This is a genomic window from Bradyrhizobium septentrionale (assembly GCF_011516645.4).
In the GTDB taxonomy this organism is placed as follows: Bacteria; Pseudomonadota; Alphaproteobacteria; order Rhizobiales; family Xanthobacteraceae; genus Bradyrhizobium; species Bradyrhizobium septentrionale.
The window spans coordinates 325,445-335,742 of record NZ_CP088284.1; the positions used below are offsets into that span (position 1 = coordinate 325,445).

General features: G+C 59.0%; 10 protein-coding genes and 1 pseudogene. 9 read left to right on the forward strand and 2 right to left on the reverse strand.

Annotated elements, in window-relative coordinates; all coding sequences use genetic code 11:
- The first annotated feature begins 128 nt into the window (after positions 1-128).
- The 9 genes from HAP48_RS01380 to HAP48_RS01420 all read left to right on the forward strand — a co-directional run bounded on the left by HAP48_RS01380 (position 129) and on the right by HAP48_RS01420 (position 7,845).
- The gene (locus tag HAP48_RS01380; RefSeq protein ID WP_224497185.1) at positions 129-1,058 is read left to right on the forward strand and encodes a ParA family protein; all 930 of its coding nucleotides are present in this window, start codon (positions 129-131) and stop codon (positions 1,056-1,058) included.
- The gene (locus tag HAP48_RS01385; RefSeq protein ID WP_166217602.1) at positions 1,048-2,028 is read left to right on the forward strand and encodes a ParB/RepB/Spo0J family partition protein; all 981 of its coding nucleotides are present in this window, start codon (positions 1,048-1,050) and stop codon (positions 2,026-2,028) included. The genes HAP48_RS01380 and HAP48_RS01385 overlap by 11 nt, the downstream gene beginning before the upstream one ends.
- Positions 2,029-2,452: 424 nt before the next feature.
- Positions 2,453-2,971 carry a plasmid mobilization protein gene (locus HAP48_RS01390; RefSeq protein ID WP_166217605.1) on the forward strand — a complete coding sequence of 173 codons (519 nt, stop codon included), beginning with the start codon at positions 2,453-2,455 and terminating at the stop codon, positions 2,969-2,971.
- Entirely contained in the window at positions 2,968-4,044 is a 1,077-nt protein-coding gene (locus HAP48_RS01395) for a relaxase/mobilization nuclease domain-containing protein (RefSeq protein WP_224497184.1), read from the forward strand. Before HAP48_RS01390 ends, HAP48_RS01395 begins: the two co-directional genes overlap by 4 nt.
- A gap of 561 nt (positions 4,045-4,605) precedes the next feature.
- Positions 4,606-4,911: a helix-turn-helix domain-containing protein gene (locus tag HAP48_RS01400; RefSeq protein WP_166217608.1), complete on the forward strand. Its 306-nt coding sequence runs from the start codon at positions 4,606-4,608 to the stop codon at positions 4,909-4,911.
- On the forward strand, positions 4,908-5,240 hold the full coding sequence (locus HAP48_RS01405; RefSeq protein ID WP_166217135.1) for a ParB N-terminal domain-containing protein: 333 nt from the start codon (positions 4,908-4,910) through the stop codon (positions 5,238-5,240). Before HAP48_RS01400 ends, HAP48_RS01405 begins: the two co-directional genes overlap by 4 nt.
- A gap of 59 nt (positions 5,241-5,299) precedes the next feature.
- A protein-coding gene (locus HAP48_RS01410; RefSeq protein ID WP_166204126.1) for an IS3-like element ISRj2 family transposase occupies positions 5,300-6,429 on the forward strand; the annotation gives its coding sequence in 2 pieces (ribosomal slippage) (positions 5,300-5,552 and positions 5,552-6,429; 1,131 coding nt in all).
- Between the two features lie 178 nt (positions 6,430-6,607).
- Complete coding sequence (locus tag HAP48_RS01415) at positions 6,608-7,297, forward strand: MT-A70 family methyltransferase (RefSeq protein WP_166217612.1); 690 nt, start codon at positions 6,608-6,610, stop codon at positions 7,295-7,297.
- A gap of 323 nt (positions 7,298-7,620) precedes the next feature.
- Positions 7,621-7,845: a hypothetical protein gene (locus tag HAP48_RS01420; protein WP_166217616.1), complete on the forward strand. Its 225-nt coding sequence runs from the start codon at positions 7,621-7,623 to the stop codon at positions 7,843-7,845.
- Positions 7,846-7,866: 21 nt separating this feature from the next.
- Here the strand turns inward: HAP48_RS01420 and HAP48_RS01425 are convergent, their stop codons facing one another.
- The gene (locus HAP48_RS01425) at positions 7,867-8,871 is read right to left on the reverse strand and encodes a restriction endonuclease subunit S (RefSeq protein WP_166217619.1); all 1,005 of its coding nucleotides are present in this window, start codon (positions 8,869-8,871) and stop codon (positions 7,867-7,869) included.
- Between the two features lie 99 nt (positions 8,872-8,970).
- A pseudogene (locus HAP48_RS01430) lies at positions 8,971-10,276 on the reverse strand (IS1182 family transposase).
- Positions 10,277-10,298: the final 22 nt, after the last annotated feature.

The window sequence follows — 10,298 nt, forward strand, 5'->3', positions numbered from 1 at the left end:
GCCGCGGCGACGCTCCCGGAGCCCTCAGGCGGTCTCCGCGCCTTCGCGCGACGATCCTCTCGCGATCACGTCGCAGAGCGCCCAGCAACGAGCACGATTCCCGTCTCGCTTCGCTAGAAAATCCCTCGATGGCTATGGCTGACCTGACTCTTCTGGCAGGGGATTCGCGGGATGAATTCCGGGATCGTTCTGGTGACCGGATTCGCAATCGTCTGTTGGTTCAAACCAACATCCGCCACGACATGATTGGACGAGGAAATGCCGCCCGCGCCGATAGACCAATTCCGGACTTTGAGATGAAGACCATTGTCATCAACAATCAAAAGGGCGGGGTCGGCAAGACGACGCTTGCGGTGCATCTGGCCTGGTTCATGGCGGAAGCTGATCTCCGCGTTCTTGTGATCGACGTTGATGCGCAGAGCAATGCGTCGGATACCTTGAGGCACTACGCCGGTTCAACGTTAGCCGCGGATCTGTTCAAGCCGGGGATACGGGTCGTACCTCGGGAAGACGAAGGCCTAACGCTCGCGCCGGCCGATAGCTCGTTGACCGATCTCGATCGCAGCAGTGTGGCCGCCATAACCACTCTGCAAGAGAACCTCGCTATCGCGTCGGATCAGTTCGATGCCTGCATCATCGATACGCCGCCATCGCTTGGACTGCGCAGTGTCGGCTGTTTGGTTGCGGCCTCGCATGTGCTCGCCCCCATCTATCTGGAGGACTATTCGATCAAGGGCGTCAAAGGTCTGATGCAGACCGTGATCGGCGTGCAGAGGCGCTATGGCCGCCAGGATACGAAGTTCCTCGGGTTGCTGCCTTCGAACTTCAACACGAAATCGCCCCGTCAAAGGACCCATCTTGAGCAACTCTTGCGCGAGGCGGGCAAGTATGTGTTCCCGGGCCAGATCGTTGCAAGGGACGGCTACGCTGAGGCCGTTGCGGAACGCCTGCCGGTCTGGAAGCTGAAGCGCCGCTCTGCGCAGGAGGCTGGTCGGGAAATCCGCGATGTTCTCGCCAAGATCGTCGCGCGGATGGACGAGCCGGCACATGGCGCTTGATCTCAGCTTTAAGCAGCTCATCGACGCCGCGGAAGACGGTGCCGCCACAATCGGACAACCGACTTGCATCGCCGTCGACCGTATTGACGAAGATCCGGACCAGCCTCGTCGCAGTTTCGACGAACAGAAGCTCGAGGAGCTTGCGGAATCGATCCTTCAGCATGGCGTGCTGCAACCGATCGTGCTGCGGCAAGCGACCGAGAACGGCCGATACGTGATCATCATGGGTGCGAGGCGGTATCGTGCTGCTAAACGCGCCGGGCTCCGTGACATCCCAGCTTTCATTCATGCCGTTGGGTCTGCGGATCGTTATGCTCAGATGATCGAGAACATTCAGCGCGATGACCTCAATGCCCCCGAAATTGCGGCGTTCATCGCGGGTCGCTTGGAGCAGGGTGATAACCAAGCCGACATTTCGCGCAAGCTCGGCAAGTCGAGGGACTGGGTGTCTCGCTACGCGTCGGTCCAGAGTATGCCGGAGTTCCTCCGGTCGAAACTTGCCGGCTCGTCAATCCGTGCTGTGTATGAACTCTACCAGGCTTGGCGCGAACAGCCCAACGCCGTCGAGACCATATGCGCAGCACAGGAGAGCTTCACCGACGCGCACGCCCGTCAACTGGCTCGCAAAGTCCGCACGGAAGTCCGCGGATCCCCTGCTGATAGCGAAAGGTCGCCTGGAGCTCAACCGGAACGAAGTCCGATCGCACCGCAAGTGGAATTACGACGCATGGAGAGAGACCGCGTGACGGCGGTCGCGGAAAAGCCCCCCAACTCTTCGGTCGATCGGAACGCGCGAACGAGTCCATCACTAACGATCAGAGTGCGTCACCAAGATCGGACTGGCTGTCTGCTGGTCGATCGACTCGCATCTCAAGGCTCACGGCACGCAGTGCTGTTGGTTGATGGCGCAGAAGAGGCGGAAGAGGTTCCAGCGTCGACCATCACAATCGAAGAGATCCTTTTCGCATGAAGCTTGCCTTAGAGAGCCTCCTCAGAAAAACTGCCACAGTTGGTTCGCCGGCGCAGCGGATTTCCCATCCGAAGGATGGCGCGTTAGCGCAGCAGCCGGAGGCCGAACGCGCCCCCCACAGCGCTGTAGAGAGGCCGGAGGCTGCTGGAAAGCCGCGGTCCACATGCTCGGTGCCAATGTTGCCGATCTCCAGGCGCAGGGTTTGTGAAGTACCAGCATTAGGGCCGACGGCTGCGTCATTCCCGGAGGAATTCTCCGCATCGATCGTCGGCTGGGTTGGATCTCGCCTGCAGCAACTCTCGAGCTTTGAATGCCGAGCTCGTTGGTTTGAACCAACATGGAGGGGGTGGAAGGGTTCGCGTTTTCTAGTGCAGGATAGGCTTCGCGCCAGCGATGTATTACATCGCGATTGGGATTGGCGTGCATGGCTCTGATCTCGCTTCGTGTCTCCGACGAAGTCGCGGCGGAGTTCTCAGTTCTTGCAGCTACCCGGGGGGGCAAATCCGCGCTGCTGCGGCGTCTCATTGCCGATGCACTGGCTGCACCCGAGCCGCGTATCTTGGCATTGCCGGTCGGTCGACCAGAGAAGGTGACAGTGCGACTTCGCGAGAGCGAGATGCGGCAACTCGCGGAAGTTTCACATCAGCGTGGCATGACCCGAACCGGCTGGATCGTTGCGCTGGTGCGCTCGCGATTGGGATCGCCAGTGCAGCATTCCCCGAGCGAGCATGAGGCGGTTCGCGCGATCGTTCGCGAGCTCAACCGGATCGGAGGCAACATCAACCAGATCGCGCGTGCCGCAAACACCAGTTTGCTGCAGGGCAGGGCGGTTGAGCCCGATCTGTCCGCAATTCAAGAGGCCAAGTTGGTCATTGAGAACGAGCTCGCGCAACTACGTAATGCGTTGCAGGGCAACGCGGATTATTGGGATGGGCGGAGATGAGCCGGCGCTATTCGCCGCGGCCGGATGACTTGGCCTCCGAGCTTCCGCCGATCTCGTACGTCTGGGAAACGCCCAATCGGCGCCCACGGCGGGCCGAGTGGGATATCCCGGATCCGACAGCTCTAGGCCGCCTTACGCCGGCGATGCGTGCAAAGCTCGAGCGCATCGTGCGCCGAGCACCAGAGGTGATGGTCAAGATCACCGGTCGCACCAAGGGTGTGGCGCATCTCAAGTCGCACCTTGCCTACATCACGCGAAACGGCGAACTCGATGCGGAAACGGAGCAGGGCGCGACGCTCGCGGGTCGTTCCGGATGGAAAGATCTGCAGCAACGCTGGGAGGATGATGTCGGTCTCGACGATAAGCGCCGCCGCGATGGATCGCTTTCGATCAACATCATTCTGTCGATGCCGGCCGGCACCGATGCGGTCGCCGTCAAGGATTCAGCCCGGGCATTCGCTATTGAGACGTTCGGGAACAATCACGATTACGTCTTCGTCCAGCATCTCGACGACAAGCATCCTCACGTGCACTTGACTGTTCGATCCCTCGGCCATGACGGCAAGCGTCTCAACCCCCGCAAAGCGGATCTTCAGGCCTGGCGGGAACGGTTTGCTGGCGAACTCCGGCTTCGCGGGATCGCGGCAGAGGCAACGCCCCGGCGCACCCGTGGACGGGTTCGAAAAGCCGCCCGGGGGACGGTCCTCGCTATGCGCAGGCGAAAGATCACGCCCGATGTTGATCGGCTCGCCCGAAAGGCGGTGCTCTCGGAAGTGAGGGCCGGCAAGACTGCTAAACATCCTTGGGACGAACCGATCAAGTCACGTCAGGACGCGATCCGGCGAATATATCTCGACTATGCCGCCGAGCTGCAGCGCTCTGAAGCGCCAGCGGATCGCGAGTTGGCTCGCCAAGTTCGGCAATTCGTCAACAACATGCCAGCTGTCGAATCCCGCCAGCATGCGCTGAAGAACGAGCTTTCGGAGTTGGCTAGTAGCCGGCGGCGAGACCTAAAGCGGGAAGCTTATGCAGAGGGATGCGATAAGCCACGAGGCGATGAGCCCACCAGATAGTCGAGCGCAGAAATCATAATCCTTGGGCCCGAGGTTAGATCGTAAGAAATAATGATTTCAAATGCGCCCGGCTATGTTGCGGCGGCGAGTACGCGGCAAGAGAATCCTTAGCCCTCTCAAGGCTGAAACAGGGGTTCGATTCCCCTAGGGAGCGCCAATACTTTCAATAGCTTGCTGGCGTTAGCCGGAAATCATCGAATATTCGTCGAATATGCATACGCGCACGTTGGCGAACCTCAGGCGCCATCGTTGGATTGCGGCCTGTGCGCCATGACCCTTCCGCCCCGCTCGGTACCGGGTCTTTCACGCCGAACCACGTCGCAGGTTTGAGTTCGCCCGTACCAACGGGCGCAGCTTTCCTCGATTCGCGCCGAGCGCTGCGCCGACCGTGTCATCCAGAATTCTTGCTCGGATTGGCGCACAACGCCGTCACCGACGCTGATTGATGCGACGTTGCTCAGCCGGGTGTTTGGCCAATTGGCCAGCTGAAAAAACCAATTGGCCCTCAAGAAGCCAAGCGCCTGCCATGCTCACTGAAAATGAAGGACAGGACAGTGAGTCATGAACGTCGTCAGAAAACTTGGACGAGATAAAAGGTCGGCAAGCTCAGGCACAGCCAACGTCAATCCCCGCCGTGATGCGCGAACCGTTGGCATTGAGCATCGGAACGCCAAGCGTGCCCTCACCATTGCGGAATTTTGCGCACGCTATTCGATTGGTCGTACGCACGCTTACGCTGAAATCGGCGCACGTTATCTCCCAGCGATCAAGGTCGGAAGGCGGACGCTGATCCGTGTCGAGGACGCTGAAGCTTGGCTGGCAAGCCGGCCAAGCCTCCAGAACCGGCAACAGGGGCGCGGTGAATGACGATACGTGTCACACCGCCGGACCGCGATCGGTCACTTCCGGTCGCCTTGGGCCTGCGGAAGCACCCGATCGCCCACGTCATTCCTTGTCTGAGCCGCTCAGAAAGGCAAAGGCTCAATAGCTCCCTCGAGGAAAACGGATACTGCGGCGAAGAGATCGTCCTTCTTGATGGTCAGATCCTTGATGGCGATGGTCGATATCGTGCGTGCCTTGAGACCGGGGCGATGCCAAGATTTCGTCCGTTTAACCCGACCACCGACGGAGATCCCTTCGACTTCGTCGTCCGCAAGAATCTTGCTCAGAGCTGGCTCCGCAAATTCGGACAGTAGCTTGAGTGGATTTTCTGCCTGACAGCGGCGAGGATTCTTGCCGCGAATCAGGAGCGAAGATGACGAAGAAGAGCCGCCGGATGCATTCTCCGGCATTCAAGGCGAAGGTTGCTTTGGCTGCGGTCAAAGGCGACAAGACGCTGGCGGAGCTGGCGCAACTGTTTGATGTTCATCCGAACCAGATCACGATCTGGAAAAACCAGCTCCTGGAAGGCGCCGCCGGCGTGTTTGGGCATGACAAGGCGTCGGCCGAGACGCCGGTCGATTTGAAGGCGTTACATGCCAAGATCGGCGAGCTGGCGTTGGAAAACGATTTTTTGTCCGGCGCGCTCACCAAGGCGGGCCTGCTGAGCGCAAAGCGATGATCGACCGCGGTCATGATCTTTCTATCGTGCGCCAGGCGAAGGTCCTGAAGCTGGCTCGCAGCACGGTCTACTATGAACCTCGGCCAGTTTCGGCCGAGGACCTTGCCTTGATGCGTCGGCTCGATGAGCTGCATCTCGATTATCCCTTCGCGGGAGCGCGTATGCAGCGATCGTTGCTGCGGCGGGAGGGCGTATACGCCGGTCGCCGCCACATCGCGACGCTGATGAAGCGCATGGGGATCGAGGCGGTCTATCGTCGCCCGAACACGAGTAAGCCGGCACCGGGTCACAAGATCTACCCGTACCTGTTGCGCGGATTGAAGATCGAGCGGCCCGACCAGGCGTGGGCAATGGACATCACCTACATTCCGATGCGGCGTGGCTTCGTCTATCTCGCGGCGGTCGTCGATGTGTTCAGCCGACGGGTCCTGGCCCATCGCGTCTCGATCACAATGGAGGCGGCCTTCTGCGTCGAAGCGGTCCAGGAGGCGTTGGCGAAGCACGGCAGGCCCGAGATTTTCAACACGGACCAGGGCAGCCAGTTCACCAGCCTCGAGTTCACCGATGTGCTGCTGGACGCGAAGATCGCCATCAGCATGGACGGCAAGGGCGCCTGGCGCGACAACGTGTTTGTCGAGCGGCTCTGGCGCACGGTCAAATACGAAGAAGTTTATCTCCGCGCCTACGACAGCGTGTCCGAGGCGCGAGCGTCAATTGCCAAGTATCTGGCCTTCTACAATCAGGGACGCCCTCACTCGAGCCTTGACGGGCGCACGCCCGACGAGGCTTACTTCGGCACGCAAGCTATGGTGATGGCCGCATGACCGTCGCCGACGATTTTGTCGTCGCTCTGGTCGGGCTACGCCCTCCCGACGCAACGACAAAATCGTAAGGCCCCGCGTTCAGCATAACCCGGCAGGAATCCACTTAAATCCCGCGGGGCGCTGTCCAAACAACCGGCGCCAGCTCTCTCGGAGAGATCTGCATCGCAATCAAAGGGCGATGATCGGCGCACGTCTGGTCACGGCGCGGCTTGGTTACAACAGATACAGTGAAGGTACGACAATTGTCGGAGCTTCAGAGCTGGTCGGTGTTCACCCGAAGATGGTTGAGCGCAGTAAAGCGATCTTGGAAAAGTCGAAACTCGCCGCGGATGCGATCGCCGATGGGCGGCTATCACTGAACTCCGCGGACATGTTTATTCAGCTTGCGGAAGCTGATCAGTGCCGGATTGTCGCTACGTGTGACGACAAAAAGTCTTTCAAAAGGGAGGTCCAAGAAGCGCGCCGCGATCACCGGCAAAAAAATCCGCCAATAGTGCCTGCTGGCCGCTATTCCGTCATCGTCTCGGATCCGCCCTGGGAAGTCGACAAGACCCCCTATTCGACGATGTCCCTCGATGAGATCGACAAATTTCACCGGCTGTTGCTGGCGGAGAAAGCTGCTGACAGCTGCTACCTCTTTCTCTGGACAACGGCAGCCTTTTTGCCATCTGCCGGTGAGCTCGTGGCATCGTGGGGATGGACTTACCTGTTCCCGATGACCTGGCACAAAGATCGCGGTCCACAGCACCCGAACAGGCCACAATACAACGGTGAGTTCATCATCGAAGTTGTGAAAACGGATGCTCGTTCCGTTTGTACCAGTAATCTCCTGCGCTATGACCATAGCCACGTTCAAGAGCCTGCTTGAATTGCTTCAGCCGCGCTCGCACTCCTCCTCGTGAATTGGACATTCCGACGTATTGCACGTCATCGATTTGTACACGCTGCGCGATCAAGCTCTTCGCGCTGTAGGCGAGGAGATACACCCCCGGATTACGAAGCGTTGCGCTGTTATCCCAATCATCGCCGTGCAGGGGTCTCCAGCGTGCTCTAAACAACTCGCCAACAAAGGCGGCCATATCGATCATAGCCAATACCCAAATGCGACATTCTGTCACTGAACAACATTTCTAACATAGACAGCGCGGAGTTTGCGTAGCAAATGGATGGCCTGATAGTCGGAGGCATCGCATGATCAAGTACGTTGCTGTCGCTAATCGGCCCAACCGCATCGCAACCGTTCATTCAACCGACTGCTCATATACCCGCGATGGCAGCCTTGCTGATGTAAATGCCTCCTATCACAGCGCCTTCCTGATCGCCGTGAATGAGTGTGCCAGCGCTGTTCACTTCTCGGTATCGAAACGTGTTGGCCGTTTCCTCGAAGAAACGCAACAACCACCTGCCTTCTCATGATCGCCTCCTGCATCGGTTAGGCTACCGGCTGGACACACTAGCTCGCCTTTGGGGACCAGGCTGTGCATTTGCTCTGCGATCCACCTTGATACGTTCGAGCAGAACGCTCGCGGGTTCGTCGTTTGCATCTTGCGGCACCAGCTCGCCCCGGAATGCTTTGGCGAGGATGGCTTGGTCGAGGTGCTCGATTAGGTTGCAAGCGTTTATAGCATCGGTGGCGAGGCGATCGATCCAGGCAAATGCCGCCTGGATGCGACGAGCGATTTCGCGCTGCTCCGCAAGAGAGCAAAGTGGAATAGGCAAATCGCGGCAAATCTCCAGTGTTAGGTTGCTTTGGCCCGCCGTCGCCTTCGATCGCGAGACGGCCCATCTAGTAAGAACGTCTGTCTGAAGCCATTTCGAAAGGAAGATCGGCGACACGGATGCAATTGGCCGGAACACAGCGATGGCTTGATTAATGTTCCATTCCTGTCGATCGTTGGGGACTACGCTGACCTTTCCAAGCGGAGGGCCGACAATGTTCATCAACACGTCGCCGGGGACCACCTTTGATCTTGAGAGAAAGCCCTCGTGGGTCGTCCTCGATACGAAAGTAGGTTCGACAGTGAAGTCCAAGGTGCCGTTGAACGTAAGGTTATATACCTTGATGAACGGTATCTCACCGTTGCTCGACATCGCTGCCGATTTGGGCGTAGTCCCTTTTGTAATAAACCCGCAGATAGCCTCTGCGCGAACCCAGAGCCAATGGCTAGGGATGTTGAATGGTTTCAATCCCTCAGGCAATGCAGGCATTTCGCATCGCTGGAGGCGTTGCCCATACTTTTCCTGTAATTGTGCGCGCTCCGTCGCGATCTGAGTAAACGTGGGCGACGGTTCGATGCGGGTACTGCGCCACTCCCGCGTTAGGTCGCCCCTGAACGCTGCCGCAAAAACCGCCTGCTTGTACTTCTCAACAAGCCGAGGAATGCGATCGAGGTTATCGCGAGCGCGTTTGGATTTCGCGGAAAGGCTATCGATTTTGGCCACGATCTGGCGCTGTTCGGAAAGCGGACAAACGGGTATAGGAAAGCTAGGAGCCCGTCCAGATATGTTTTCGTGACGGGCATTTGTTGTAGAGTAGCAGGCTCAGGCTGCGTTTGCGAGGTTGAACAGCTTGAGGAGGTTATGGACGGTGCAGATCATTGTCCACTCGGCGCGCACTTTCTCGATGCCCCGCAACAGGAACTGGCGGAAGCCTCTTGCCTGTTTGATCTGCCCGAACACCGGCTCCACCACTTGCTTTCGCAATCGGTAGGGTGTTTCGAAGCCGCCATCGTCGATCTTCTTTCGCATGGCCTGTGTCAGCGGGCCGCCGACTTTTCCGTTCGCTACTGTCGGGTGCTTGGCGCGTCCGGGCGCGACATAGCCATCGATGCTGCGTGTGTCGAGCGCTTCGAGATTGGCTTCGCTGCAGTAGCCGGAATCCGCTGAGGCCTGCCGCGGCTTGCGGCCAAGATTGCTCTCGATGGCCTCGATCAGGGGCACCAACTGGCCCTGATCGCTGCCGTGCTGGGTCAGTTCTTGCGCGACAATGATCTGGGCATGTGCATCGACGGCCGCCTGGGCATTATAGGCCTGAACGAAGCCATCCTTCGACTTCATGATGCGGCTTTCCGGATCGGTGAAGTTGCGTTGCGCCTTGGGATTGGGTTCCTCCGATGGCAGCGCCGCCGGTTTGCCCGGCTTCTTGCGGCCTTCGGCCTGGCGCTGCTGTTCCTTTTCGGCCTCGATGCGGCGCTCTTCCTCCGCCGCCAGTTTGGCGTCCGCTTCCAGCGCCGCCATCGCTTGCTGGATCTTCGCCAGCCGTTTCGTCGCTGTTGCCGAAAGTCTCATCCTCCGAGGCATCCGCCGCCTCGGCGGCCGCCAGCATGCGAGCGACCTCGGCCTTCAATTCCGCCTCGCGCTTCTTCATGCGCTCATAACTCATCGCCTTGTGTTTCGACGCGTTCGCCTTGATCTTCGTACCATCCAGCGCGACATGACCGAGCTTGACCAGCCCGGCCGTCTCGCACAACTTCAGAACCTGCACGAATAGCGCGCCGAGCGCCTTCAAATGTCGCTTGCGAAAGTCGCTGATCGTCCGAAAATCCGGCGCATCCAGCGCCACGATCATCACAAAATCGTTCCGCTCCCGGCAGGCCTTGGCAATCCGACGCGACGAATACAGCCCACTCGCATAGCTATGCAGCAGCAGCGCCACCATCATCCGCGGATCAAACGGCGGCTGCCCAAGCCCGCTCACATAGCTGCCCATGATCTCCCTGAGATCGAGGCTCTCCCGCACCAGATCAACCATAAACCGCGAGACATGGCCTTTCGGCACGAAGTCCTGCACATTCGGCGGCAGAAGCAGCGTCTGATCGATGTTCCAAGGCCGAAAATACTTGCTCATCGCCCAATGTTGAATCAGACCC